The sequence below is a fragment of the Leclercia barmai genome, assembly GCF_049312895.1.
Lineage (GTDB): Bacteria > Pseudomonadota > Gammaproteobacteria > Enterobacterales > Enterobacteriaceae > Enterobacter > Enterobacter barmai.
This window is the reverse complement of the sequence record NZ_JBMNWZ010000003.1, coordinates 70532-96876: the sequence shown is the minus strand read 5'-3', so window position 1 is coordinate 96876 and position 26345 is coordinate 70532. Positions and strand designations below refer to the sequence as shown.

Below are 26345 nucleotides of genomic sequence, written 5' to 3'. Positions count from 1 at the left end.
ATAAGGAGATCCTGCATGCACTCAGAACATGGCTGGCTGGCAGATGCACGGCGCGTTCCTTCGCCACACCACGATTGCCGTCCGGAAGATGAAATTCCGTCGCTGCTGGTTGTGCATAACATCAGCCTGCCGCCCGGCGAATTTGGCGGCCCGTGGATTGACGCATTATTCACCGGGACAATCGATCCTGATGCTCACCCCTTCTTCGCGGAAATCGCCCACCTGCGCGTTTCTGCCCATTGTCTGATTCGTCGTGACGGCGAGATCGTCCAGTATGTTCCTTTCGATAAACGAGCCTGGCATGCGGGCGTGTCTCAGTATCAGGGGCGTGAACGCTGCAATGACTTTTCTATCGGCATCGAGCTTGAAGGGACAGATACGCTGCCCTACACCGACGCGCAATATGAGCAGTTGGCCGCGGTAACGCGCACGCTGATTTCGCTCTATCCGGCTATCGCCCGCAACCTGACCGGGCATAGCGATATTGCGCCGCAGCGCAAGACCGATCCCGGCCCAGCGTTTGACTGGGAAAGATTTAAAACCTTGCTTACCGCCCTGTCAGAAAAGGAGATGACATGACGTTATTTACCATGCTGCTGGTGATGATTGCTGAGCGTTTATTTAAGCTGGGCGAACACTGGCATCTGGACCATCGGATGGAAGTGCTGTTTCGTCGCATCCGCCACTTTTCCATGATCCGCACGATGCTGATGACGGCGGGCGTGATGGTGGTGGTGTTCCTGCTGCTGCGCTCGCTGTATGGCCTGTTCTTCAACGTGCCGCTGCTGGTGGTGTGGATCCTGCTCGGCGTGCTCTGTATTGGCGCGGGGAAGGTGCGTCTGCATTATCATGCCTATCTGAAGGCCGCCACCAACAATGATGCCCATGCCCGTGGGGCGATGGCCAGCGAGCTGACGCTTATTCACGGCATCCCGCCGGAGTGCGATGAACGCGAATTTTTACGCGAGCTGCAGAACGCGCTGCTGTGGATTAACTTCCGCTATTATCTGGCGCCGTTGTTCTGGTTTGTGGTGGGGGGCGCATGGGGCCCGGTTCTGCTGATGGGCTATGCGTTCTTACGTGCCTGGCAGAGCTGGCTGGCACGCTATCTGACCCCGCACGAGCGTTTGCAGTCCGGCATCGACGCAATTCTGCACGTGGTGGACTGGCTGCCGGTACGGCTGTTCGGCGTGGTGTATGCCCTGATTGGCCACGGCGAGAAAGCCCTGCCGGCGTGGTTCGCTTCGCTGGGGGATCGCCATACCTCACAGTATCTGGTGTTAACGCGTCTGGCGCAGTTCTCCCTGGCGCGGGAGCCGCATACGGATAAGATCGAAACGCCAAAAGCGGCCGTTTCGATGGCCAAGAAAACCTCTTTTGTGGTGGTGGTGATTGTGGCGCTGCTGACCATTTACGGCACGCTGATCTAAACCAGCGTGCCGCAGGCCTTACACTGTATCAGCTGACGGGATGCCGAAATCGGGCATCCCGTTTTCTTTCCAGACAACGGTTTTCAGGCGGGTGTGGCGGTTCGGATCGTACAGCGGATCGCCCTCGATCTCGGTGTAGTTGCGCGCATGGTAAACCAGTACGTCTTCACCGTCCGGCGTTTGGGTAAAGCTGTTGTGCCCCGGCCCGTACTGGCGGTTCTCGTAGCTGGTGGTGAATACCGGCTGCGGGGATTTATGCCAGTTCGCCGGGTTGCGTGGGTCGGCATTGAGGTCGATCCACAGCAGTCCCATGCAGTAGTTTTCATCGGTGGCGCTGGCGGAGTAGCTGATAAACAAGCGGTCACCGTGGAACAGAACCGCCGGGCCTTCATTGACCCAGAACCCACGGCACTCCCAGTCATATTCCGGTTTGCTGAGCATCACCGGTTCGCCTTTGAGCGTCCAGGGATTTTCCATTTCGCACAGATAAAGGTTCGAGTTACCGGCGATATCCGGGGCTTTTTGTGCCCAGAGATACCAGCGTTTGCCCTGGTGAACAAAGGTGGTCGCATCCAGCGCAAAGGTGTCGAACGGGGTGGTGATTTGCCCTTTCTCTACCCATGTACCGGTGAGCGGATCGCTCTCGGTACATTCCAGGGCAAACATCCGGTGCTGGAACATACCGAGCTTGTCCAGCGCCTGGGTATGGGTGGCGGCAAAGTAGATGTACCATTTGCCGTCAATGCAGTGCAGTTCCGGCGCCCAGATAAGCTCACTCATCGGGCCGGTCTCAGGCTTGCGCCAGACCACGACCTGCTCCGCGCTGCGCAGTCCGTCCAGCGATTCGGCGCGGCGGATCTCCAGCCGGTCGTACTCCGGGACCGAGGCAATAAAGTAGTACTCTCCTTCATGGCGAAGAATGTACGGATCGGCGCGTTGTTCAATAAACGGGTTTGGCCAGGTTTGCATTTGGCTCTCCTTATTTAGTCTCAGCGGCTTTGAGTTCCTGATAGTCGTTCAGCTCGCGATAGTTGTTCCGGCGTTTCTCCAGATCTTGCTGAATCTGCTTCATGGTTTCGCGGTCCACCTTCAGCAGACGCACCACGCCTGCGGTAATGAGATACCCGACGCCAGGGATCACAGTGAAGAGCAGGACGATGCCGTTGATGGCGTCAGCGCTTTGCGCTTTTGCACCCGCATCATAACCGTACCAGGAGAGCAGGAAGCCCACCATGGCACCGGCAATTGCCAGCCCGAGCTTGAGGAAGAAGATGTTGCCGGAGAAGCTGATCCCGGTGATACGTTTCCCGGTTTTCCATTCGCCGTAGTCATCCACGTCGGCCATCAGGGACCAGTGCAGCGGAGACGGGATCTGGTGCAGGATGTTCAGCAGGAAGTAAAGCACTACGATGGTTACGGTGGCTTTCGGATCGAAGAAATAGAAGGCGGTTGAGAAGATCGCCAGCACGATGTTGGTCCAGAAGAAGACCTTCAGCTTACACCAGCGGTCGGTCAGCACTTTTGCCAGCACGCTGCCCAGCATCATTCCTACCACGCCCAGGCTGATAAACAGGGTGGCGAAGTGAGTGCTCTGGCCCATCACCCAGGTGACGTAGTACATGGTGGCCGCCATGCGGATAAAGCCAGGGCAGACGTTGCAGAGGGTCAGCAGCAGAATGCGCACCCACTGGTCGTTCTTCCACACGTCCTTGAGATCGTTTTTCAGTTCGTCATTGGTTTGTACCGCCGGTTGCACACGCTCGCGCACGGTAGAGAAGCTGAACAGGAACATGCAGGTGCCAATCAGTGCCAGCACGGTCATCGCCATCTGGTAGCCCTTGGCCTTGTCCTCACCGCCGAACCAGTCGGCCATCGGCAGCAGGGTCAGGGACAGCAGCAGGGTGGCAATGCCCACCAGCACAAAGCGGTAGGACTGACAGGCAACACGCTCTTTCGGATCGTTGGTAATAACCCCGCCCAGCGAGCAGTACGGAATATTGATTGCCGTATAGGTCAGAGAAAGCAGGAAATAGGTGACAAAGGCATAGATAACTTTGCTGTTGTAGGTCCAGTCCGGGGTGGTGAACATCAGGATACTGAACAGCGCATAAGGGAAAGCGATCCACAGCAGCCATGGACGAAATCGCCCATACTTACTGCGGGTACGGTCGGCGATAGCGCCCATAATCGGGTCGGTAACGGCATCGATGACGCGCACCGAGAGCAGCAGGACGCCCACCAGCGCAGGGGCCAGGCCGAAAATGTCCGTATAAAAATAGTTCACAAACAACATGATGGCGCCAAAGATGATGTTGCACCCGGCATCACCCATCCCATAGCCGATCTTTTCTTTCACTGATAGTTTATTGTTATCCATCGACGTTTCTCCGAGTAACGGTATGGAGAGAATTATTCGCTGGCAAAGCAAAATATGCGTTGCAGTATAACGTCGGTGATATGGATAAAATTGCTGTAGACGGGAAAGTGTGAGGAAGGTAACAACCCTCTGCACCCGGTAAAGGTGCAGAGGGGAGGGGATTAGTGCGCTTTTACCGTTTTGGCATTTTTCTGTTTACACATGTAGCCCACCCCGAGGACCACAATCCAGACCGGGATCAGGTAGACCGAAATGGCCATGCCTGGGGTCATCAGCATGATAACCAGTACGGCCGCCATAAACAGCAGGCAAACCCAGTTACCCAGCGGGTAGAGCAGGGCAGGGAAGCGTGTTTTCACGCCCTGCTGCTGCTTGGCACGACGGAACTTCATGTGCGCCAGGCTAATCATCGCCCAGTTGATCACCAGAGCAGATACCACCAGCGCCATCAGCAGGCCGAAGGCCGATTCCGGTGCCAGGTAGTTGATCAGCACGCACAGTGCGGTCACCACAGCCGACACGATAATGGTATTCACCGGCACGCCACGCTTATCCACGTTGAGCAGCGCTTTCGGGGCGTTGCCCTGCTGGGCCAGGCCGAACAGCATACGGCTGTTACAGTAAACGCAGCTGTTGTAAACCGACAGTGCCGCGGTCAGTACCACCACGTTCAGCGCGTTCGCCACGAAGGTGTCGCCCAGCTCGTGGAAGATCAGGACAAACGGGCTGGTGTCAGCGGTAACGCGGGTCCAAGGCAGCAGGGAGAGCAGCACGGCCAGCGAGCCCACATAGAAGATCAGGATACGGTAGATAACCTGGTTAGTGGCTTTCGGGATGCTCTGCTCCGGGTTGTCGGCTTCCGCAGCGGTGATACCCACCAGTTCCAGACCGCCGAAGGAGAACATGATGATCGCCATCATCATTACCAGCCCGGTCATGCCGTGCGGCAGGAAGCCGCCCTGATCCCAGAGGTTGCTCACGGAAGCCTGCGGGCCGCCGTTGCCGCTGAACAGCAGCCAGCCGCCGAACAGGATCATCGCCACAACCGCGATAACTTTAATAATGGCGAACCAGAACTCCATCTCCCCGAACACTTTGACGTTGGTCAGGTTGATGGCGTTGATCACCACAAAGAAGACCGCCGCTGAGGCCCAGGTTGGGATTTCAGGCCACCAGAACTGGATGTATTTCCCGACCGCGGTCAGTTCCGCCATCGCGACAAGGACGTACAGCACCCAGTAGTTCCAGCCGGACGCGAAACCGGCAAAGCTGCCCCAGTATTTGTAAGCAAAATGGCTGAAGGAACCGGCTACCGGCTCTTCGACCACCATTTCACCCAGTTGACGCATAATAAGGAATGCAATAAAACCGGCAATGGCGTAGCCCAGAATAATACCCGGACCGGCAGACTGAATGACCGATGCGCTACCCAGGAACAGGCCTGTGCCAATAGCGCCACCAAGAGCAATAAGCTGTATATGGCGATTTTTGAGGCCGCGCTTTAGCTGATCGCCGTGCTGTTGACCTTCCATTATAAAACCTCGTGTGTGGTTGTTATGTTCACGCTCGGGCGTGTGTAATTATGAAATTCCATTTCATGTATTTATAAGTTTACGGTTCAATTGGCTGAAATAAACGGATGTGTCTTCCGTAATCGGAAGAATAGTGGTAAGCGACAGCGAATGCACCTGCTTTATGCGAGGAGAAAGCGAGTTCGAATAAAAAGAAAGCATTTGTAAATCGTCCCGTTTAAGTCCCTTTATCAACCTATAGAATAAAAATGCTCCATAAGTGGGCAGATTTTCATTTTTTACTCCGCTAAATCGGTTCAGATCGCACTTTCCACCGTTTCATTAAAGTTAAAACTGCCTCTTTTGGGGTAATCAATTCATTTGTGCAGAGTTACATTTTTGAAACGTTATTTCTGTAAGGTTGTTAAAATAAGCAGGGTTTAATGATTTCAATCAAAACCAATATGGACACAAGGTGAATACTTTGTTACTTTAGCGATACGAACATGAAATTGGTAAGACCAATTGACTCCGGGCAAAAAGGCGTAAGACAGGGAATATGGCCTACAGCAAAATTCGCCAACCAAAATTATCCGATGTGATTGAGCAGCAGCTGGAGTTTTTGATCCTTGAGGGGACCCTGCGCCCCGGTGAAAAACTACCACCTGAACGCGAACTGGCTAAACAGTTCGACGTTTCCCGTCCCTCGCTGCGTGAGGCGATCCAACGCCTCGAAGCCAAGGGCCTTCTGCTTCGTCGCCAGGGTGGCGGAACCTTTGTGCAAAACAGCCTGTGGCAGAGTTTCAGCGACCCGTTAGTGGAGCTGCTCTCCGACCACCCAGAATCCCAGTTTGATCTGCTTGAGACCCGTCACGCGCTTGAAGGCATCGCGGCCTATTACGCGGCGCTGCGCAGCAATGAGGCCGATCGCGAGCGTATCCGCGAGCTGCATCAGGCCATCGAACGGGCCCAGGAATCCGGCGATCTCGACGCCGAGTCCGACGCCGTTGTCCAGTATCAAATTGCCGTCACCGAAGCTGCCCACAACGTGGTGCTACTCCATCTGCTACGCTGCATGGAGCCAATGCTTGCCCAAAACGTTCGTCAGAATTTTGAATTGTTGTATGCCCGCCGGGAGATGCTTCCGCTGGTCAGCAACCATCGCACCCGAATCTTCGAGGCGATAATGGCCGGGGAGCCGGAGCAGGCGCGTGAAGCGTCGCACCGTCACCTGGCTTTCATTGAGGAAATCTTGCTGGACCGCAGCCGTGAACAGTCGCGTCGCGAACGTTCATTACGCCGCATACAGCAACGAAAGGATTAAGCGCCAGTTTTTTAGAGCGCGGCAACTAAACGCAGAACCTGTCTTATTGCGCTTTTAGTTTTCGAAATAGTTCGGGTTGTATCGCGGCGGCAAGCGCGCGAATCCCCAGGAGCATAGTTAACTATGTGACTGGGGTGAGGAAGCGCAGCCAACAAAGAGACAGCCTGAAATATGAAGAAAAGAAAGTGCAATGGGACAGGTTCCAGACAAATCAACGTATTAGATAGATAAGGAATACCCCCATGTCAGAACGTCTCCAAAATGACGTGGATCCGATCGAAACTCGCGACTGGCAACAGGCGATCGAATCGGTCATCCGTGAAGAAGGTGTTGAGCGCGCTCAGTATCTGATTGAACAGATGCTTTCTGAAGCCCGCAAAGGCGGCGTGAAAGTAGCTGCAGGTGCAGGGGCTAACAACTACGTAAACACGATTGCCGTCGAAGACGAACCGGAATACCCGGGCAATCTGGATCTGGAACGCCGCATCCGTTCTGCAATTCGCTGGAACGCCATCATGACCGTTCTGCGCGCGTCCAAAAAAGATCTGGAGCTGGGCGGCCACATGGCTTCCTTCCAGTCTTCTGCAACCGTTTATGAAGTGTGCTTCAACCACTTCTTCCGCGCGCGCACCGAAAAAGACGGCGGCGACCTGGTGTACTTCCAGGGCCACATCTCTCCGGGCGTCTACGCACGTGCTTTCCTGGAAGGTCGTCTGACTGAAGAGCAGATGAACAACTTCCGTCAGGAAGTTCACGGTAAAGGTCTGTCTTCTTACCCGCACCCGAAACTGATGCCAGAATTCTGGCAGTTCCCGACCGTATCTATGGGTCTGGGTCCAATCGGTGCGATCTACCAGGCTAAATTCCTGAAATATCTGGAACACCGTGGTCTGAAAGACACCTCCCAGCAGACCGTTTATGCCTTCCTGGGCGACGGCGAGATGGATGAGCCAGAATCTAAAGGTGCGATCACCATCGCAACCCGTGAGAAGCTGGACAACCTCTGCTTCATCATCAACTGTAACCTGCAGCGTCTGGATGGTCCTGTAACCGGTAACGGCAAGATCATCAACGAACTGGAAGGCATCTTCGCAGGTGCTGGCTGGAACGTGATTAAAGTCATGTGGGGCGGTCGTTGGGATGAGCTGCTGCGTAAAGACACCAGCGGTAAACTGCTCCAGCTGATGCAGGAAACCGTTGACGGCGACTACCAGACCTTCAAATCCAAAGACGGTGCCTATGTACGTGAGCACTTCTTCGGTAAATACCCTGAGACCGCAGCCCTGGTTGCAGACTGGACTGACGATCAGATCTGGGCCCTGAACCGTGGTGGTCACGATCCGAAGAAAGTCTACGCTGCACTGAAAAAAGCGCAGGACACCAAAGGCAAAGCAACTGTAATCCTGGCGCATACCGTTAAAGGTTATGGTATGGGTGACACTGCCGAAGGTAAAAACATCGCGCACCAGGTTAAGAAAATGAACATGGACGGCGTGCGTTATATCCGCGACCGTTTCAACGTTCCAGTGACCGACGAGCAGGTTGAAAACCTCTCTTACATCACCTTCCCGGAAGGTTCTGAAGAGCACACCTATCTGCACGCCCAGCGTCAGAAGCTGAATGGCTACCTGCCGTCTCGCCAGGTGAACTTCACTGAGAAACTGGAACTGCCAGCGCTGGAAGACTTCTCTCAGCTGCTGGAAGAGCAGAACAAAGAGATCTCCACCACTATCGCCTTCGTGCGTGCCCTGAACGTGATGCTGAAGAACAAGTCGATCAAAGATCGTCTGGTTCCAATCATCGCTGACGAAGCGCGTACCTTTGGTATGGAAGGTCTGTTCCGTCAGATCGGTATCTACAGCCCGAACGGTCAGCAGTACACCCCGCAGGACCGCGAGCAGGTTGCATACTACAAAGAAGACGAGAAAGGACAGATCCTGCAGGAAGGTATCAACGAGCTGGGCGCAGGCGCATCCTGGCTGGCTGCTGCGACCTCATACAGCACCAACAACCTGCCGATGATCCCGTTCTACATCTACTACTCCATGTTCGGTTTCCAGCGTATCGGTGACCTGTGCTGGCAGGCTGGCGACCAACAGGCTCGCGGCTTCCTGGTAGGTGGTACTTCCGGTCGTACGACCCTGAACGGTGAAGGTCTGCAGCACGAAGATGGCCACAGCCACATTCAGTCTCTGACTATCCCTAACTGTATCTCTTACGACCCGTCTTACGCGTACGAAGTGGCGGTCATCATGCATGACGGTCTGACCCGTATGTACGGTGAAGCGCAAGAGAACATTTACTACTACATCACCACCCTGAACGAAAACTACCACATGCCGGCTATGCCAGCAGGTGCCGAGGAAGGTATCCGTAAAGGTATCTACAAACTCGAAACCATCGAAGGTAGCAAAGGTAAAGTTCAGCTGCTGGGCTCCGGTTCTATCCTGCGTCACGTCCGTGAAGCAGCGCAGATCCTGGCGAACGACTACGGCGTAGGTTCTGACGTGTACAGCGTCACCTCCTTCACCGAACTGGCGCGTGATGGCCAGGATTGCGAGCGCTGGAACATGCTGCACCCACTGGAAACTCCACGCGTTCCTTACATCGCTCAGGTGATGAACGACGCGCCAGCGGTGGCGTCTACTGACTATATGAAACTGTTCGCTGAGCAGGTTCGTACTTACGTTCCAGCTGATGATTATCGCGTACTGGGTACTGACGGCTTCGGTCGTTCTGACAGCCGCGAAAACCTGCGTCACCACTTCGAAGTTGATGCTTCTTACGTGGTTGTAGCAGCACTGGGCGAACTGGCTAAACGTGGCGAAATCGATAAGAAAGTGGTTGCGGAAGCAATTACCAAATTCAACATCGATGCAGAAAAAGTTAACCCGCGTCTGGCGTAAGAGGTAAAAGAATAATGGCTATCGAAATCAATGTACCGGACATCGGGGCTGATGAAGTTGAAATCACCGAGATCCTGGTCAAAGTAGGCGACAAAGTTGAAGCTGAACAGTCGCTGATCACCGTAGAAGGCGACAAAGCCTCTATGGAAGTCCCGTCTCCTCAGGCTGGCATCGTCAAAGAGATTAAAGTCTCTGTGGGCGATAAAACCGAGACTGGCAAACTGATCATGATTTTCGATTCCGCCGACGGTGCAGCAGCTGCTGCACCTGCGCAGGAAGAGAAGAAAGAAGCTGCTCCGGCTGCCGCTGCTCCAGCAGCTGCCGCGGCAGCGAAAGAAGTGAACGTGCCTGACATCGGCGGTGATGAAGTTGAAGTCACTGAAATCCTGGTGAAAGTGGGCGATACCGTTGCGGCTGAGCAGTCACTGATCACCGTAGAAGGCGACAAAGCCTCTATGGAAGTGCCGGCACCGTTCGCGGGTACCGTTAAAGAGATCAAGATCAACACCGGTGACAAAGTCTCTACCGGCTCCCTGATCATGGTCTTCGAAGTGGCGGGCGCAGCGCCTGCTGCTGCTCCTGCACAGGCTGCCGCTCCGGCACCTGCTGCTGCTCCGGCTGCGGCTGGCGGCGCGAAAGACGTTAACGTACCAGACATCGGCGGTGACGAAGTTGAAGTGACCGAAGTGATGGTGAAAGTGGGCGACAAAGTTGCCGCTGAGCAGTCACTGATCACCGTTGAAGGCGACAAGGCTTCTATGGAAGTTCCTGCGCCATTCGCCGGTACCGTTAAAGAGATCAAAATCAGCACCGGCGACAAAGTCTCTACCGGTTCCCTGATTATGGTCTTCGAAGTAGAAGGCGCTGCGCCTGCAGCAGCTCCGGCTGCCGCTGCTGCTCCAGCACCTGCTGCTGCACCGGCTCAGGCGGCTAAACCTGCTGCTGCTCCGGCTGCTAAAGCGGAAGGCAAATCTGAGTTTGCTGAAAACGACGCTTACGTCCACGCTACCCCACTGATTCGTCGCCTGGCGCGTGAATTCGGTGTGAACCTGGCGAAAGTGAAAGGGACTGGCCGTAAAGGTCGTATCCTGCGCGAAGACGTTCAGGCTTACGTTAAAGAAGCGGTGAAACGCGCTGAAGCGGCTCCTGCTGCTGCCACCGGCGGCGGTATCCCGGGCATGCTGCCATGGCCGAAAGTGGACTTCAGCAAGTTCGGCGAAATCGAAGAAGTGGAACTGGGCCGTATCCAGAAAATCTCTGGTGCCAACCTGAGCCGTAACTGGGTGATGATCCCGCACGTTACGCACTTCGACAAAACCGATATCACCGATCTGGAAGCGTTCCGTAAACAGCAGAACGCCGAAGCTGAGAAGCGTAAACTGGACGTGAAATTCACCCCAGTGGTCTTCATCATGAAAGCCGTTGCTGCGGCGCTTGAGCAGATGCCACGCTTCAACAGCTCCCTGTCCGAAGATGGCCAGAAGCTGACGCTGAAGAAATACATCAACATCGGTGTTGCGGTTGATACGCCAAATGGTCTGGTTGTTCCGGTCTTCAAAGACGTGAACAAGAAGAGCATTACTGAGCTGTCTCGCGAACTGACCACCATCTCCAAAAAAGCGCGTGATGGCAAGCTGACTGCTGGCGAAATGCAGGGCGGTTGCTTCACCATCTCCAGCATCGGCGGCCTGGGTACTACCCACTTCGCACCGATTGTTAACGCGCCGGAAGTGGCGATCCTCGGTGTGTCCAAGTCCGCGATGGAGCCGGTATGGAATGGCAAAGAGTTCATGCCGCGTCTGATGATGCCAATCTCTCTGTCCTTCGACCACCGCGTGATCGACGGTGCTGATGGTGCTCGCTTCATTACCATCATCAACAACACCCTGAGCGACATTCGCCGCCTGGTGATGTAATCGAAGAGCCGGCCTGACGGCCGGCTTTTTTCTGGTAATCTCATGAAGTTTGTGAGGTTATTAGCGAAAGCGACAATTCGTGAGCCGTTTGTTGTTTCAAAATTGTTAACAATTTTGTAAACTGCGGGCGGATTGAACGACCCGGTGGACGACGGGTATAAATTAAGAGGTCATGATGAGCACAGAAATCAAAACTCAGGTCGTAGTACTTGGGGCAGGCCCGGCAGGTTATTCCGCAGCATTCCGTGCCGCGGATTTAGGTCTGGAAACCGTCATCGTAGAACGTTACAACACCCTCGGCGGTGTTTGTCTGAACGTCGGCTGTATCCCTTCTAAAGCGCTGCTGCACGTTGCTAAAGTTATCGAAGAAGCCAAAGCGCTGGCTGAGCACGGTATCGTTTTCGGCGAGCCGAAAACCGATATCGACAAAATTCGTACCTGGAAAGAGAAAGTTATCACCCAACTGACCGGTGGTCTGGCCGGTATGGCCAAAGGCCGTAAAGTGAAAGTGGTAAACGGTCTGGGTAAATTTACCGGGGCAAACACCCTGGAAGTGGAAGGCGAGAACGGCAAAACCGTAATCAACTTTGACAACGCGATCATCGCGGCGGGCTCCCGTCCGATCGAACTGCCGTTCATTCCACATGAAGATCCGCGCGTGTGGGATTCCACCGACGCGCTGGAACTGAAAACCGTTCCAAAACGCCTGCTGGTTATGGGTGGCGGTATCATCGGTCTGGAAATGGGTACCGTGTACCATGCGCTGGGTTCAGAGATTGACGTGGTTGAAATGTTCGACCAGGTTATCCCGGCTGCTGACAAAGACATCGTTAAAGTCTTCACCAAACGCATCAGCAAGAAGTTCAACCTGATGCTGGAAACCAAAGTGACTGCCGTTGAAGCGAAAGAAGACGGTATTTACGTTTCCATGGAAGGCAAAAAAGCCCCTGCGGAAGCACAGCGTTATGACGCGGTGCTGGTGGCTATCGGTCGTGTACCGAACGGTAAAAACCTCAATGCAGGTGCAGCGGGCGTGGAAGTTGACGACCGCGGCTTTATCCGCGTTGATAAACAGCTGCGCACCAACGTGCCGCACATCTTTGCTATCGGCGATATCGTCGGTCAGCCAATGCTGGCACACAAAGGTGTTCACGAAGGCCACGTTGCCGCAGAAGTTATCGCCGGCATGAAGCACTACTTCGACCCGAAAGTGATCCCATCTATCGCGTACACCGAGCCAGAAGTTGCATGGGTTGGTCTGACCGAGAAAGAAGCGAAAGAGAAAGGCATCAGCTACGAAACTGCCACCTTCCCGTGGGCTGCTTCTGGCCGTGCTATCGCTTCCGACTGCGCAGATGGTATGACCAAACTGATCTTCGACAAAGAGACTCACCGTGTGATCGGTGGTGCGATTGTCGGCACCAACGGCGGCGAGCTGCTGGGTGAGATCGGCCTGGCGATCGAAATGGGCTGTGACGCTGAAGACATCGCGCTGACCATCCACGCTCACCCGACTCTGCACGAGTCAGTTGGCCTGGCTGCAGAAGTGTTTGAAGGCAGCATCACCGACCTGCCAAACGCGAAAGCGAAGAAGAAGTAATTCTTCCGGCATGAAAAAAGCGGCTCAAGAGCCGCTTTTTTTTATGCCTGAAAGGTTACTGGGCGACCAGCTGCCAGCGGTCGTCCGGTTTAAACGCCGCCATCGCTTTCGCTTCCTCTGCCGACTTCTCGCCGAGATTCGCCTGCCACACCCGATCGTCGCCGTTGATCATAAAGCTCATCACCCCGGTTTCGCCGTAGCTTACCGGCCAGGCGATCATCGCGAAGCCTGATTTGGTATCCGGCAGAATACGGAAGTGATAGCCGTGATAGCCCTGACCGGGCTCTTTCGGGCTGAAGGCCGGGCCGAGCGGGCTGGGCGCTTCGCCAGGTTTTACCGGCCAGTACAGACCATCTTTTTTGCCCTCGCTGCTGACAATCTTCTGCGCGTAGTGCGTGGTGAGGGCGTAGTAGCTGTCCTGGGCATCCACATAGGCATGCAGCGCTTCAATGGCGGCAAGCTCGTTGCGACCCACCTCGCGGTTCAGGATCTCCTCTTTGGCTTCCTGCATGTCGAAATGCCAGCCTTTGTCGGTTTTCACCACCGGGATCGGCAACTGCCAGTGGTACTCCCCGACGGTCAGCCAGGCCATGTCGCCGTCGATCACCGTATGGTGATTTACCTGCCAGTCGCGTTTAAAGCGATCCACGGCTTCGGGGTCGACGCCATCCGCCGGTAAGAAGCTGCGCCAGTCTTCTCCGAGAAGGTCGCCCAGCGCCGTTTCGTTCTGCTCGTTGATGGCTTTTGCCAGCGCATCGGTCGCCTGTTCGGGCGTGCTGAAATGGTGTTGGGCAAAGACGCCGGTCGATACCATGAACAACATCATTCCGCTGAGTAGTTTACTTTTCATTGTCGTCTCCCTTAACGATGACGGAATTCACGGTGTTCGCCACCACTGCGGCGCTCAGACATCTGCGCCCGGCCGCCGCTGCGTTCGACATTACGTGCCGTCTGCTGACGGCTCTGCATGCCGCGCTGCTGCTGCGCCTGCCAGTTGGCCGAACGGCTGTCGTTGCCGCTGAGCGCATTGGCCCGCTGGTGAGTCTGCGTCGCACGCTGTTGGTTCTGTGCGGTGCGCTGCTGAGTTTGTGCCTTACGGGCGGTCTCCTGGCGTGCCGCCGTACGCTGCGTATCGCGCTGGGTGCTGGTAGCCCGTTTCGCCGTTTGCGGTCGATCGTTGTCGTATCCGCGGTAGTTGTTGCGCTGGGAGATTTGATTCAGCTGCTTATTTGCCGCCTGACGCTGCCCGTCGCGGGTGGCAGGACGCGCCGTCTGGGACAGGTTTTTCCCCGTTGAACGTTCCATCTGCGTCATTGCCGCCTGGCGCTGGGCGTCGCGGTTGACGCTGCCCTGCGGCGTGGCTGGGCTGAGGCTGGTGGTATTCCGGCGCACCGCAGGCGTGTTCTGCGCGTAGCGATTATTTAGCTGGCTGGAGGCATAAGGCACGCCGCCGCGATAGGCCGGGTTGTGCTGCCAGCCCCGGTTGGCATCAAGTCGCTCACCGCTGATTTTATTGAAGTTATCCACGTTGATATTGATGTTGTTATCACCGTTTCGCGAATAACCGCCGTGGTGATCGTCATCGTGGTGATGGTGATCCCAGTCGTCATCGTCATCCCAGTCGATGTTGCTGAAGATGGCGTAGGTCGTCGCCACGCCGAGACTAAAGCCAAGCCCTTTGACCAGGCTGTCGGTGAACTGCTCCCCCGGAGGCGGCGGCAGATAGACCGGCGGATAGCTGGTGTTAGGCCAGGTGCCGTAGACCGTGCTGGGGTTGTAGGTCGGGACGTAAACCACCTGTGGATCGGCGGATTCAATCTTGATGACCGTCGGGGCAGGGGCCGGGGTTGATGTGGTCGATGTGGATGTGGTGGACGATGAGCTCACTTTGGCGGGCTCGGTTTTCGTCACGGTGGTCACCTTCTGCTGCGGCGTGGACTGCAGCGCGCCGGTCTGCTGCGCCAGCAGACGTAAGCGCTGAACGGAGTCCATCACATCCTTCGGCTGGGCCAGAAACGCATCGCCGAGACTCTGCACCCACGGCGGGTTTTCCCCCATCAGCGACATCAGTTGCGGGAAGGCGACCAGCGATTTCACGCTCGGATCCCAGGGCTGCCCGGCGACGGCCTGAATCGCCGCATCCCCCTGCATGCGCGGGTTATCACGCGACCACTGCGCCGCCTGTATCACGTTCGTCGGATAGGTCGCGGCCATTAAAATTTGCGACAGCAGGGCATCCGGATAGAGCGCGATGGGTGCCACCCACTGGTCGATCTGCGCGGCGGTATAGACCACCGGCGCGGGTTGCCCCTGAGCCGGTGCAGGGGCTGATGCAGTTTGTGCTGTCGGTGCGGGCTGTGCTGGCGGTGGTGGCTGAGTGACGGTCTCTGGCGCACGGCTGTTGACGTAGACAACGCCAGATGCGGCTAATAGCCCGGCGCTACACAGGAGAACAAGCAGATGTGGCTTAAAGGGCAACTTCATAGTAAGACTCCGACGAAAGCGAGGCCGTGAGGCGTTTACGTTGCCGCGAGTATATGCACCCGGGTATTACTTTTTTGACTTAAACTGGGAACCGTTGCGAATGGCCTGATAAAGAGTGTGAGCAGTTATTACACAGATTATATCCGATAGCGAAAAACGCGTTGGGGTATTCAAACCCGCTTGCAAGTCATCTTATTGCGTAGCAAAATCTTTCTCGTTGGGGTTTTGCCACAAATCTGCCAACCCGGTGTGCTACCACCGCAAGGCAACAAACTAACCGCTTAACGGCGGTTTTTTTGTGCCTGAAATTCTTCCCGCCTCGCCGCTATACCATGCTTAACGATTCAGCAAACAATTTAATGTTGCTTTTTTGTAAACGGATTAACACTGTCTGAAAATCCTGCTATGCTGCCCGACGCGGTATCGGGCATATACCCTACAAACTGCTGTCTCACAGGAGCGTGAAGAGAACGCCCGCCGCATATGACAATGAGAGCGAGGAGAACCGTCGTGCTAGAAGAATACCGTAAGCACGTAGCAGAACGTGCCGCCGAGGGGATTGTACCCAAACCTTTAGATGCAACCCAAATGGCCGCGCTCGTCGAGCTGCTGAAGAATCCGCCAAAAGGCGAAGAAGAATTCCTGTTAGATCTGTTGATCAACCGCGTACCGCCAGGCGTAGATGAAGCTGCCTACGTAAAAGCCGGTTTCCTTGCTGCGATTGCCAAAGGCGAAGCAACCTCCCCACTGGTTACCCCTGAAAAAGCGATTGAACTGCTCGGCACCATGCAGGGTGGTTACAACATTCATCCGCTGATTGATGCCCTGGACAGCGACACGCTGGCACCGATTGCCGCTAAAGCCCTGTCCCACACGCTGCTGATGTTCGATAACTTCTACGACGTAGAAGAGAAAGCCAAAGCGGGCAACCGCTATGCGAAGCAGGTTATGCAGTCCTGGGCTGATGCCGAATGGTTCCTGAGCCGCCCTGCGCTTGCAGAAAAAATGACCGTCACCGTCTTCAAGGTGACTGGTGAAACAAACACCGATGACCTGTCTCCGGCACCGGATGCCTGGTCACGCCCGGATATCCCACTGCACGCCCTGGCGATGCTGAAAAACGCCCGTGAAGGCATTGAGCCGGATCAGCCAGGCGTGGTCGGCCCGATCAAACAGATCGAAGCGCTGGCACAGAAAGGCTTCCCGCTGGCGTACGTCGGTGACGTGGTCGGGACCGGTTCTTCCCGTAAATCGGCAACCAACTCCGTGCTGTGGTTCATGGGTGATGATATCCCGAACGTGCCGAACAAACGCGGCGGCGGCCTGTGCCTCGGCGGTAAAATCGCCCCTATCTTCTTCAACACCATGGAAGATGCCGGCGCACTGCCAATTGAAGTGGACGTTAACAACCTGAACATGGGCGACGTGATTGACGTTTATCCGTTCAAAGGTGAAGTGCGTAACCACGAAACCAACGAGCTGCTGGCGAGCTTTGAACTGAAAACCGACGTACTGATCGACGAAGTACGTGCCGGTGGCCGTATCCCGCTGATCATCGGTCGTGGCTTGACCACCAAGGCGCGTGAAGCGCTGGGTCTGCCGCACTCAGACGTATTCCGTCAGGCGAAAGACGTGGCGGAAAGCGACCGTGGTTACTCTCTGGCGCAGAAAATGGTAGGCCGCGCGTGCGGCGTAGCCGGTATCCGTCCGGGTGCCTACTGCGAGCCGAAGATGACCTCCGTGGGCTCTCAGGACACCACCGGTCCAATGACCCGTGACGAACTGAAAGACCTGGCGTGCCTGGGCTTCTCTTCTGATCTGGTGATGCAGTCCTTCTGCCATACAGCGGCCTATCCGAAGCCGGTTGACGTTACCACCCACCACACCCTGCCAGACTTCATCATGAACCGCGGCGGTGTCTCCCTGCGTCCGGGCGACGGCGTTATCCACTCCTGGCTGAACCGTATGCTGCTGCCAGATACCGTGGGTACCGGTGGTGACTCCCACACCCGTTTCCCGATTGGGATCTCCTTCCCGGCGGGCTCCGGCCTGGTGGCGTTTGCGGCTGCGACCGGCGTAATGCCGCTGGACATGCCGGAATCCGTTCTGGTGCGTTTCAAAGGTAAAATGCAGCCGGGCATCACCCTGCGCGACCTGGTGCATGCGATCCCGCTGTACGCTATCAAGCAGGGCCTGCTGACCGTTGAGAAGAAGGGCAAGAAGAACATCTTCTCTGGCCGTATCCTCGAGATCGAAGGTCTGCCGGATCTGAAAGTGGAGCAGGCGTTCGAACTGACCGATGCGTCCGCTGAGCGTTCTGCTGCCGGATGTACCATCAAGCTGAACCAGGCACCAATCGAAGAGTACCTGACCTCCAACATCGTGCTGCTGAAGTGGATGATTGCAGAAGGCTACGGCGACCGCCGTACTCTGGAGCGTCGTATTCAGGGCATGGAGAAATGGCTGGCGGATCCACAGCTGCTGGAAGCCGACGCTGATGCAGAATATGCCGCAGTGATCGACATCGATCTGGCCGACATTAAAGAGCCAATCCTGTGTGCGCCGAACGATCCGGACGACGCGCGTCTGCTCTCTGACGTTCAGGGCGACAAGATTGACGAAGTGTTCATCGGCTCCTGCATGACCAACATCGGTCACTTCCGTGCGGCCGGTAAACTGCTTGATACCCATAAAGGCCAGCTGCCAACTCGTCTGTGGGTGGCTCCGCCAACCCGTATGGACGCGGCGCAGCTGACCGAAGAGGGTTACTACAGCGTGTTTGGTAAGAGCGGCGCGCGTATCGAAATCCCTGGCTGTTCCCTCTGTATGGGTAACCAGGCGCGCGTGGCGGACGGTGCGACGGTGGTTTCTACCTCAACCCGTAACTTCCCGAACCGTTTAGGAACGGGGGCAAACGTCTACCTGGCCTCTGCGGAGCTGGCGGCGGTTGCGGCGCTGATTGGCAAACTGCCAACGCCGGAAGAGTACCAGACCTTTGTGGCTCAGGTTGATAAGACAGCGGTGGATACCTATCGCTATCTGAACTTCGACCAGCTCTCTCAGTACACCGAGAAAGCGGACGGGGTTATCTTCCAGACCGCAGTATAAACAGCAAAACCGTCTCTTCAGAGACGGTTTTTAGTGTTTGTTCCCTCGGACTAAAGGAGAGGGCCAGGGTGAGGGCACCAGACCGCACCTGACCCACCGCCCGGTGGCGCTACGCTTACCGGGCCTACAAAACCCATCGCAACTGCGGTGGGTTTTTTATTTTCATTCCTTCCACCCGTTCCGCTTTTTTTCTTCCTCCGGGCTGCGATAATTACTGCAAGAGCTTTGCAGAGGAAAATACTATGGATTACGAATTTCTGCGTGATATCACCGGTGTGGTGAAAGTGCGTATGTCGATGGGCCACGAAGTGGTCGGTCACTGGTTCAATGAGGAAGTGAAAGAGAACCTGAGCCTGCTCGATGAAGTGGAACAGGCTGCACGCACGGTAAAAGGCAGTGAACGATCCTGGCAACGTGCCGGCCATGAATACACGCTGTGGATGGACGGCGAAGAGGTCATGGTTCGCGCCAATCAGCTGGAGTTTTCCGGCGACGAGATGGAAGAGGGGATGAGCTACTACGATGAAGAGAGTCTGTCGCTGTGCGGCGTAGAGGATTTTCTGCAGGTGGTAGCGGCCTACCGCGAGTTTGTGAAACAGAAATAATATCAGGAGCGTCCCTGCTCCAGACGGGTCTTATACGGTCGCGATATTGCGGCCGTAGTAAATTTCACGCATCTCTTTCCACAGCAGGTCGGTAATGACCTTGCGCTCTTCTTCGCTTAAATCTTCCGGCCGGGTATGGAACATGTAGTGCTTAAGATCGAACTCCTTAAGCAGCATCTTGGTATGGAAGATATTCTCCTGATAGACGTTTACATCCATCATGTCATACAGCGCTTTCATATCCTCGGACATGAAGTTCTGAATCGAGTTAATTTCATGATCGATAAAGTGCTTCATACCGTTGATATCACGGGTAAAGCCGCGCACGCGATAGTCGATGGTCACGATGTCAGACTCAAGCTGATGAATTAAGTAATTCAGCGCATTGAGCGGGGAGATCACGCCGCAGGTCGAGACTTCTATATCGGCGCGGAAGGTACATAACCCGCCCTCAGGATGGCTCTCCGGGTAGGTATGCACGCAGATATGGCTCTTATCGAGATGGGCAACCACCGCCTCCGGCAGCGGGCCGGGGTGCTCGGTATGGTCGATGAGCCCAGGATCAACGGGCTCTTCGCTGACCAGAATGGTCACGCTGGCACCCTGGGGTTCATAATCCTGACGGGCGATGTTCAGGATATTGGCGCCGATAATAGAGCAGGTTTCTGACAGGATCTCGGTCAGTCGGTTGGCGTTATAGAGTTCATCGATATAGGCGATATAACCATCGCGCTCTTCCGCCGTTTTTACATAGCAGATATCGTAAATACAAAAACTCAGGCTTTTGGTCAGGTTGTTAAAGCCATGCAGTTTCAGCTTTTTCAATTCATTCACCCCCTCAGAGCATCTTGCAAATATTGTGGTAAGGCAAAGGCTGCGGTATGCACGGCCGGATTGTAGTAGCGGCAGGCCAGATTCGCTTGCTGGAAGCGCGCCTGAATAATGCCGGTAGAGAGATGGCGCAGGGCTTCGTTGTCCGTCGCCCAGGCAAAGGTCATCACGCCGCCGTAGTAAGTCGGGATCGCCGCCTGGTAGAAGCTGACGTCAGTAAAGTAGTGGCTCAGCTTACGGTGGCTGTCGATGGCCTCGTCCTGCTGCAGGAAGCAGACGCCGTTCTGGGCCACAAAGACACCGCCGGGATTCAGGCAGCGTTTGCAGCCCTCGTAGAACGCCGAGGTAAACAGGCTCTCCCCTGGCCCAATCGGGTCGGTGCAGTCGGAGATGATCACATCGAAGGTGCGCGTCGTCTGGTTAACAAAATTAACGCCATCGTCGATGACCAGCGTGAAGCGCGGATCGTCGTAGCTACCGGCATTGTGGTTAGGCAGATACTGGCGACAGAAGGAGACCACGCCAGCGTCGATCTCGACCATGGTGATGCTTTCGATGGATTTGTGGCGGGACACTTCGCGCAGCATAGCGCCGTCGCCGCCGCCGATAATCAGGACATGTTTCGCGTTGCCGTGCGCCAGCAGCGGGACGTGAGTCATCATTTCATGATAGATGAATTCATCACGTTCTGTGGTTTGCACCACGCCATCCAGCGCCATCACCCGGCCAAAGGCCGCGTTTTCGAAAATGATCAGATCCTGATGATCGGTTTTCTCATGATAGAGCACGTTATCAATGGCAAAGTACTGCCCAAAATGGTCATGCAGCGTTTCATGCCACACATTTTTTTCGGCCATGGGATGATACCTCCTTTGTTAACACCCGCTTAAAACGGGGGCAACATCATAGCTAACAATGACCGTGGTTGCACGGTCATAAATTCAGCAAAGGGGCATCGGGAGAAGAGTTACTTAACGTAGGCGAGGAGGCTCAGCGAGTCGCGAGCCAGGGCTTTACATTTTTTTGCCGTAGGGATGCCGATGCCGCTGAGATCGCGGTAGCTGTCTTCACCGAGGGTTTTCATATCGAAACTGTCGTAGTTGCTCAGATCCCACTGGTTCTGCTGAGCAAAAAAGACCAGTGCGCGACGGATCTGGCCGTTAGGTAAGTTCTGGTAGCCGCAGTCGTTTTTCAGAAACACAAACACCGCCGTTAAATCCGCCATATCTTCGGCTTCATTTTCACTCAGCGCATAGCTGTTTGCGCAGCCCATCATTAGTGTGGTGAACAGGATTGTTCGGAAAAACGTCTTCATTGCTTCTACCAATACGTCACGGAAATTCAACGTTAGCACACTTCCCGCCGGTGCGACGATCTTTATTATTGCTGCTTTTCTTGACCTTCCGGCAAGGGGAGGGTTTATGCTCAGGAGATCGACTGCTGCGAATAAGGAGATGAACATGCAACGCCGTGATTTTTTAAAATATTCTGCCGCCCTGGGTGTCGCCAGTGCGCTTCCGCTCTGGAGCCGCGCGGCTTTTGCCGCCGACCGGCCCGTTTTGCCTATCCCGAATTTACTCACCCCTGATGCGCGTAATCAGGTGCGCCTGGTGGTGCAGGCGGGCAAAACCACGTTTGGACCACACAACGCCACCACCTGGGGCTACAACGGCAACCTGCTGGGCCCGGCTATCCAGCTGCGCAAGGGAAAAGCGCTGACCGTTAACATCCACAACACCCTGAACGAAGAGACCACCGTCCACTGGCACGGTCTGGAAGTGCCGGGAGAGGTAGACGGCGGCCCGCACGGCATCATTAAGCCAGGCGGCCAGCGGACGGTGACCTTTACGCCGGAGCAACGAGCGGCAACCTGCTGGTTCCATCCCCATCAGCACGGCAAGACCGGGCATCAGGTGGCGATGGGATTAGCCGGGTTGGTCCTGATTGATGATGACGAAAGCCGCCTGCTGCGCCTGCCGAAGCAGTGGGGCATCGACGATGTGCCGGTAGTCGTGCAGGACAAGAAATTTACCGCCGACGGGCAAATTGACTATCAGCTGGATGTGATGAGCGCCGCGGTGGGCTGGTTTGGCGACACCCTGCTGACCAACGGGGCGATTTACCCCCAGCACAATGCGCCGAAAGGCTGGCTGCGCCTGCGACTGCTAAACGGCTGTAACGCCCGCTCGCTCAACTTCGCGGCCAGCGATAAGCGACCGCTATACGTCGTTGCCAGCGACGGCGGACTGCTGGCTGAGCCGGTTAAAGTGACCGAACTGCCGATGCTGATGGGCGAGCGTTTTGAAGTGCTGGTGGACATCAGCGACGGCAAGCCGTTTGACCTGATTACTCTGCCGGTGAGCCAGATGGGGATGGCGGTGGCGCCATTCGATAAACCGCAGCCGGTGCTGCGCATTCAGCCGCTGCTGGTCACCGCCTCGGGCGCGTTGCCGGATACGCTGGCCAAAATGCCCGTTCTGCCGTCGCTCGAAGGAGTGACCCAGCGCAAGCTCCAGCTGTCGATGGATCCGATGCTCGATATGATGGGCATGCAGGCATTGATGAAGAAGTATGGCGACCAGGCGATGGCGGGGATGCATCACGGCCAGATGGGCCATATGAATCACGGCCAGATGGATCACAGCATGCACGGGTTTGATTTCCGTAACGGCAACCGGATTAACGGCAAAGCCTTCGATATGCACACCCCGCAGTTTGCTGCTGCCAAAGGGCAGTACGAGCGCTGGGTGATCTCAGGCGAGGGCGACATGATGCTGCATCCATTCCATATTCACGGTACTCAGTTCCGCATCCTGACGGAAAACGGCAGGCCGCCAGCAGTACATCGTGCGGGCTGGAAAGACACGGTACGCGTAGAGGGTGGGGTGAGCGAGGTGCTAGTGAAGTTCGATCATGACGCGCCGAAAGAGTACGCCTATATGGCGCACTGCCATCTGCTGGAGCATGAAGATACCGGGATGATGCTGGGGTTCACGGTGTAAAAAAGCCCGGTGGCGCTAACGCTTACCGGGCCTACAAAACAAGATGTGCACGAACCGTAGGCCGGGTAAGGCGTAGCCGCCACCCGGCTTTTTAGTTACTTCGCGTCGTCAGGCAGCGCATAAGCAACAATGTAGTCGCCCATCTTCGTACCAAACGAACCGTGACCACCGGCAGAGATGACAACGAACTGCTTGCCATTCACTTCATAGGTCATCGGTGTGGCCTGTCCACCGGCTGGCAGGCGACCCTGCCACAGTTTTTCACCGTTGCTCATGTTGTATGCACGCAGGTAGTTGTCCGCGGTCGCACCAATGAACAGCACGTTACCGGCGGTGGAGATTGGGCCACCCAGCATCGGCATACCCATATTGAACGGCACCGGGATCGGCATCGGGAACGGCATGCTGTCCTGTGGCGTACCAATACGTTTTTTCCAGACGACCTGGTTGGTTTTCAGATCCAGCGCTGAAATATAACCCCAGGCAGGCTGTTTACACGGCAGGCCAAACGGAGACAGGAACGGGTTCAGCGTTACGCCGTACGGCACGCCGTACTGCGGCTGAATGCCGGATTCAGTCCCGGTACCCTGCGCGTCTTTCGGCTGTTCCATCGGGTTGCCCGGGCCGCGTGGGATCAGTTTAGAGACAAACGGCAGCGCCATCGGGTTGGCAATCGCCACCTGACGGTTCGGATCAACGGAGATACCGCCCCATTCGAACATCCCCAGGTTACCCGGGAACACCAGCGTACCCTGCTCGGACGGCGGGGTGAAGATGCCTTCATAGCGCATCTGATGGAACATCACGCGGCACACCAGCTGGTCGAACATGGTGGCGCCCCACATGTCCGCCCCGCTGAGATCTTTCTTCGGACGGAAGCTCAGATCGGAGAACGGCTGGGTTTTAGTGACGTAGTCGCCTTTTGCCGCACCCTGCGGAACCGGTTTTTCCGGTGCCGGTACGACCAGCTCGCCGTTACGACGGTCCAGCACGAAGATGTTGCCGGTTTTAGCCGGAGCATAGATCACCGGTACGGTTTTACCGTTAACGGTAATGTCGGCCAGCGTCGGCTGGGACGGCATGTCCATATCCCACAGATCGTGGTGAACGGTCTGGTAGCTCCACGCCAGTTTCCCGGTTGTCGCATTCAGGGCCACGACAGAGCTGGCGTAACGCTCCTGCTCCGGCGTACGGTTGCCACCCCAGATATCCGGCGTGGTCACGCCCATCGGCAGATAAACCAGGTCCAGCTTCGCGTCATAGGCAGCAGGTGCCCAGGAGTTTGGCGAGTTGAAGGTGAAGGTGTGTTCATCCGACGGGATAGCGTTTGGATCTTTCGCACCCGGATCGAAGGCCCACAGCAGCTTACCGGTGTTGACGTCAAAGCCGCGGATCACGCCAGAGGTTTCGCGAACGGAGAAGTTATCCGTTACCGAACCGGCAATCACGATGGTTTTATCGGTGATGATCGGCGGGGAAGTCGGCTCATACAGACCCGGGGTCTGATCCGGCATGTTGGTCTGCAGGTTCAGCACGCCTTTGTTGGCAAAGGTTTCGCACAGCTTGCCGGTTTCAGCGTTAAGGGCAAACAGACGACCGTCGTTCACCGGCAGCATGATGCGACGCGGACAGTCGGCGATAACTTCCGGGCTGGCGTTATCAGCGCGTGCTTCGTGATAAGAGACGCCACGGCAGGTCACGTGCTGGAACTGATTGTTTGTTTTCAGCTGCGGATCGAAGTGCCATTTCTCTTTACCGGTGGCCGCATCAAGCGCGAACAGACGCTGGTGGGCGGTACACAGGTAGAGCATGTTGCCCACTTTAATCGGGGTCACTTCGTTGGTCAGTTCGCCCGGATCGTTCGCTTGTTTCAGATCGCCGGTACGGAATACCCAGGCTTCTTTCAGATTGTGCACGTTATCGGCATTAATCTGTTTCAGCGGGGAGTAGCGCTGACCTTCCTGGTTACGCCCGTAGGCAGGCCAGTCGGCATCGGCTACCTCAGAGATCGCCGCTGCAGGGGTTGAATCCGCATTCAGGGTACCTTTCACTTCCTGCGGATCGTTAAAGCCCGCCCAGGTCAGCATTCCGCCGGTGATCAGCAATGCCACCACCAGCGCGGCAACCGCACCGCTGGAGCGCACCAGCAGGCGACGCCAGACGAAGGGCAGGATCAGCCAGATACCGAAGAAGACCAGAATATCGCTACGCGGCGTCAGGGCCCAGAAGTCAAAGCCGACCTCCCATACGCCCCAAATCATCGTAGCCAGCAGCAGGGCAGCGTAGAGCCACAGTGCCGATTGTTTACTGCGCCATAGAAGGAACGTCACGCCAAGCATGACGATGCCTGCAACCGGGTAGTACCAGGAGCCACCAATGGCCACCAGCCACACCCCGCCGATTAACAGATACAGTCCGCAGAATGCAGCGAACAGCGCTGTTAGCCTCACGAGTAAACGTGAATGTTGGATTTTTGTTTCCGCCATAAAAGACACTCTATAAGTTTGTTAATTATTTAGTAGCAATTAATTATAGGCTTTAACAAGTGTGATCGGAATCACAAATCTGGCTTTTATGAACTGATGCGCCAGGAGGATTCATTTGCTGGTATACTTCAGGGCTTATGAAGCGATGCCGGACGCGAATCCATCGGCATTGAGAAATTCGTTATAAAATCATACGGTTAGTAAAATGAAACATACTGTTGAAGTGATGATCCCGGAAGCGGAGATCAAAGCGCGTATCGCCGAACTCGGTCGTCAGATCACCGAACACTACAAAGACAGCGGCAGCGAAATGGTGCTGGTGGGTCTGTTACGCGGTTCCTTCATGTTTATGGCCGATCTCTGCCGCGAAGTGCAGGTATCCCATGAAGTCGATTTTATGACCGCCTCCAGCTATGGCAGCGGCATGTCGACCACCCGTGATGTGAAAATTCTCAAAGACCTGGATGAAGACATTCGCGGTAAAGATGTCCTGATCGTGGAAGACATCATCGATTCCGGTAACACCCTGTCAAAAGTGCGCGAAATTCTCAGCCTGCGTGGCCCTAAATCGCTGGCGATTTGCACCCTGCTGGACAAACCGACCCGCCGTGAGGTGAACGTTCCCGTGGAGTTTGTCGGTTTCTCAATCCCGGATGAATTCGTGGTGGGTTACGGCATTGACTACGCCCAGCGCTATCGCCATCTGCCGTATGTCGGCAAAGTGGTGCTGCTGGACGAATAAGGTGGGTATTGCCCGGTGGCGCT

Annotated in this window: 19 protein-coding genes; 10 read left to right on the top strand and 9 right to left on the bottom strand. The window is 55.7% G+C overall.

All coding sequences use genetic code 11. From position 1 onward, the window contains the following. Positions 1–15 precede the first annotated feature (15 nt). Positions 16–579, top strand: coding sequence for a 1,6-anhydro-N-acetylmuramyl-L-alanine amidase AmpD (gene ampD / locus ACOYA6_RS13135; RefSeq protein WP_138370439.1), 564 nt, complete (start codon positions 16–18; stop codon positions 577–579). Continuing rightward, positions 576–1430 carry a beta-lactamase regulator AmpE gene (ampE, locus tag ACOYA6_RS13130; protein WP_039030356.1) on the top strand — a complete coding sequence of 285 codons (855 nt, stop codon included), beginning with the start codon at positions 576–578 and terminating at the stop codon, positions 1428–1430. Before ampD ends, ampE begins: the two co-directional genes overlap by 4 nt. 18 nt (positions 1431–1448) lie before the next feature. Here the strand turns inward: ampE and ACOYA6_RS13125 are convergent, their stop codons facing one another. The 3 genes from ACOYA6_RS13125 to aroP all read right to left on the bottom strand — a co-directional run bounded on the left by ACOYA6_RS13125 (position 1449) and on the right by aroP (position 5339). Further along, complete coding sequence (locus tag ACOYA6_RS13125; RefSeq protein ID WP_422654814.1) at positions 1449–2399, bottom strand: glycoside hydrolase family 43 protein; 951 nt, start codon at positions 2397–2399, stop codon at positions 1449–1451. Between the two features lie 10 nt (positions 2400–2409). Then, positions 2410–3807 (bottom strand): glycoside-pentoside-hexuronide (GPH):cation symporter, encoded by a 1398-nt coding sequence (locus tag ACOYA6_RS13120; RefSeq protein WP_039030354.1) that lies wholly within the window; start codon positions 3805–3807, stop codon positions 2410–2412. A 161-nt stretch (positions 3808–3968) separates the two neighbouring features. Continuing rightward, the gene (aroP, locus tag ACOYA6_RS13115) at positions 3969–5339 is read right to left on the bottom strand and encodes an aromatic amino acid transporter AroP (protein WP_422654813.1); all 1371 of its coding nucleotides are present in this window, start codon (positions 5337–5339) and stop codon (positions 3969–3971) included. A gap of 538 nt (positions 5340–5877) precedes the next feature. On the opposite strand from aroP, the gene pdhR reads away from it, so the two are divergent. The 4 genes from pdhR to lpdA all read left to right on the top strand — a co-directional run bounded on the left by pdhR (position 5878) and on the right by lpdA (position 13064). Further along, entirely contained in the window at positions 5878–6642 is a 765-nt protein-coding gene (pdhR, locus tag ACOYA6_RS13110; RefSeq protein WP_422654812.1) for a pyruvate dehydrogenase complex transcriptional repressor PdhR, read from the top strand. A gap of 242 nt (positions 6643–6884) precedes the next feature. Then, positions 6885–9548: a pyruvate dehydrogenase (acetyl-transferring), homodimeric type gene (gene aceE, locus ACOYA6_RS13105; protein WP_039030351.1), complete on the top strand. Its 2664-nt coding sequence runs from the start codon at positions 6885–6887 to the stop codon at positions 9546–9548. A 14-nt stretch (positions 9549–9562) separates the two neighbouring features. After that, complete coding sequence (aceF, locus tag ACOYA6_RS13100; protein ID WP_223074953.1) at positions 9563–11464, top strand: pyruvate dehydrogenase complex dihydrolipoyllysine-residue acetyltransferase; 1902 nt, start codon at positions 9563–9565, stop codon at positions 11462–11464. Positions 11465–11639: 175 nt separating this feature from the next. Then, the gene (gene lpdA / locus ACOYA6_RS13095) at positions 11640–13064 is read left to right on the top strand and encodes a dihydrolipoyl dehydrogenase (protein WP_039030349.1); all 1425 of its coding nucleotides are present in this window, start codon (positions 11640–11642) and stop codon (positions 13062–13064) included. A gap of 55 nt (positions 13065–13119) precedes the next feature. On the opposite strand, the gene ACOYA6_RS13090 is transcribed toward lpdA, so the two are convergent. Next, on the bottom strand, positions 13120–13914 hold the full coding sequence (locus ACOYA6_RS13090; RefSeq protein WP_422654811.1) for a DUF2950 family protein: 795 nt from the start codon (positions 13912–13914) through the stop codon (positions 13120–13122). 11 nt (positions 13915–13925) lie between these two features. Next, the gene (locus ACOYA6_RS13085) at positions 13926–15548 is read right to left on the bottom strand and encodes a DUF3300 domain-containing protein (RefSeq protein ID WP_422654810.1); all 1623 of its coding nucleotides are present in this window, start codon (positions 15546–15548) and stop codon (positions 13926–13928) included. A gap of 510 nt (positions 15549–16058) precedes the next feature. Here ACOYA6_RS13085 and acnB point away from each other — a divergent pair. Next, positions 16059–18656: a bifunctional aconitate hydratase 2/2-methylisocitrate dehydratase gene (gene acnB / locus ACOYA6_RS13080; protein WP_072036672.1), complete on the top strand. Its 2598-nt coding sequence runs from the start codon at positions 16059–16061 to the stop codon at positions 18654–18656. A 242-nt stretch (positions 18657–18898) separates the two neighbouring features. After that, entirely contained in the window at positions 18899–19261 is a 363-nt protein-coding gene (yacL, locus tag ACOYA6_RS13075) for a protein YacL (protein ID WP_039030345.1), read from the top strand. Positions 19262–19291: 30 nt separating this feature from the next. Here yacL and speD read toward each other — a convergent pair whose 3' ends face one another. The 3 genes from speD to ACOYA6_RS13060 form a co-directional block, all read right to left on the bottom strand. Beyond that, positions 19292–20086, bottom strand: a complete 795-nt coding sequence (gene speD / locus ACOYA6_RS13070) for an adenosylmethionine decarboxylase (RefSeq protein ID WP_039030344.1) — start codon at positions 20084–20086, stop codon at positions 19292–19294. 5 nt (positions 20087–20091) lie between these two features. Beyond that, positions 20092–20949: a polyamine aminopropyltransferase gene (gene speE / locus ACOYA6_RS13065; RefSeq protein WP_138370446.1), complete on the bottom strand. Its 858-nt coding sequence runs from the start codon at positions 20947–20949 to the stop codon at positions 20092–20094. 110 nt (positions 20950–21059) lie between these two features. Next, the gene (locus tag ACOYA6_RS13060; RefSeq protein WP_039030342.1) at positions 21060–21407 is read right to left on the bottom strand and encodes a YacC family pilotin-like protein; all 348 of its coding nucleotides are present in this window, start codon (positions 21405–21407) and stop codon (positions 21060–21062) included. 145 nt (positions 21408–21552) lie between these two features. Here ACOYA6_RS13060 and cueO point away from each other — a divergent pair, with 145 nt between their 5' ends. Further along, complete coding sequence (gene cueO, locus ACOYA6_RS13055) at positions 21553–23094, top strand: multicopper oxidase CueO (RefSeq protein WP_422654809.1); 1542 nt, start codon at positions 21553–21555, stop codon at positions 23092–23094. A gap of 95 nt (positions 23095–23189) precedes the next feature. On the opposite strand, the gene ACOYA6_RS13050 is transcribed toward cueO, so the two are convergent. Then, positions 23190–25580 (bottom strand): glucose/quinate/shikimate family membrane-bound PQQ-dependent dehydrogenase, encoded by a 2391-nt coding sequence (locus ACOYA6_RS13050; RefSeq protein ID WP_138370448.1) that lies wholly within the window; start codon positions 25578–25580, stop codon positions 23190–23192. 205 nt (positions 25581–25785) lie between these two features. On the opposite strand from ACOYA6_RS13050, the gene hpt reads away from it, so the two are divergent. Next, complete coding sequence (gene hpt, locus ACOYA6_RS13045) at positions 25786–26322, top strand: hypoxanthine phosphoribosyltransferase (protein ID WP_138370449.1); 537 nt, start codon at positions 25786–25788, stop codon at positions 26320–26322. Positions 26323–26345 lie beyond the last annotated feature (23 nt).